Source organism: Hungatella sp. SL.1.14 (genome assembly GCF_024460495.1).
In the GTDB taxonomy this organism is placed as follows: Bacteria; Bacillota; Clostridia; order Lachnospirales; family Lachnospiraceae; genus Hungatella; species Hungatella hathewayi.
Window position 1 is genome coordinate 1 of the sequence record NZ_JANFYJ010000102.1, and the last position, 530, is coordinate 530.

At 45.5% G+C, this 530-nt stretch carries 1 protein-coding gene and 1 pseudogene; both read right to left on the minus strand.

What is annotated here, in order from left to right; all coding sequences use genetic code 11:
* On the minus strand, nt 1-305 hold a 305-nt coding region (locus NE473_RS30135), incomplete at its 3' end, for a replicative helicase loader/inhibitor (RefSeq protein ID WP_256265549.1).
* Nucleotides 302-530: pseudogene (locus NE473_RS30140) on the minus strand (hypothetical protein); the annotation flags it as partial. The pseudogene NE473_RS30140 and the gene NE473_RS30135, both read right to left, overlap by 4 nt.

Below are 530 nucleotides of genomic sequence, written 5' to 3' on the forward strand. Positions count from 1 at the left end.
AGTGCCTCCGCCTCCCTCATATATCCGTAGCGCCTTACAGCCATGTTGACCTCGCCCCACGCTTCGTCAGCATCGGGGATACGCGTTTCCATCAAATCTGCCGCATACAGTCTTAAGTCTGATATTGCAGGTGGAAATTTGTTAGACAGTGCGTATTTCTTGAGAGCCATTATAGCAACCTGAAAAGGAATATCTCCCAGTAGTTCATACCACCAGTCCATCTGATCTCCCGTTGCCAGCAGGTTGTCTTTTGGATATGCTGTTTTTATCCGATCTGCAAATACGGCAAATTCCTTTGTGTTCATTCCTCTCCTCCTCTTGACATCGCCCAGTTATACATCATTTCCCGGCTCTCGTTTTGCTTGTCCTGTTGTTTTCCTACAGGGCTGTATGATGGCTCTGTCCTGTTACTGTAATTGCCGTCAAGCACCTTAGCCATATTACCGTCACTGATAAGCCAGTCAAATGTCGCTGACCAGTTTTTATTATTTTTGCCTTTTAAAAATTCACTCTGCTCTGCAAGTTCAAAG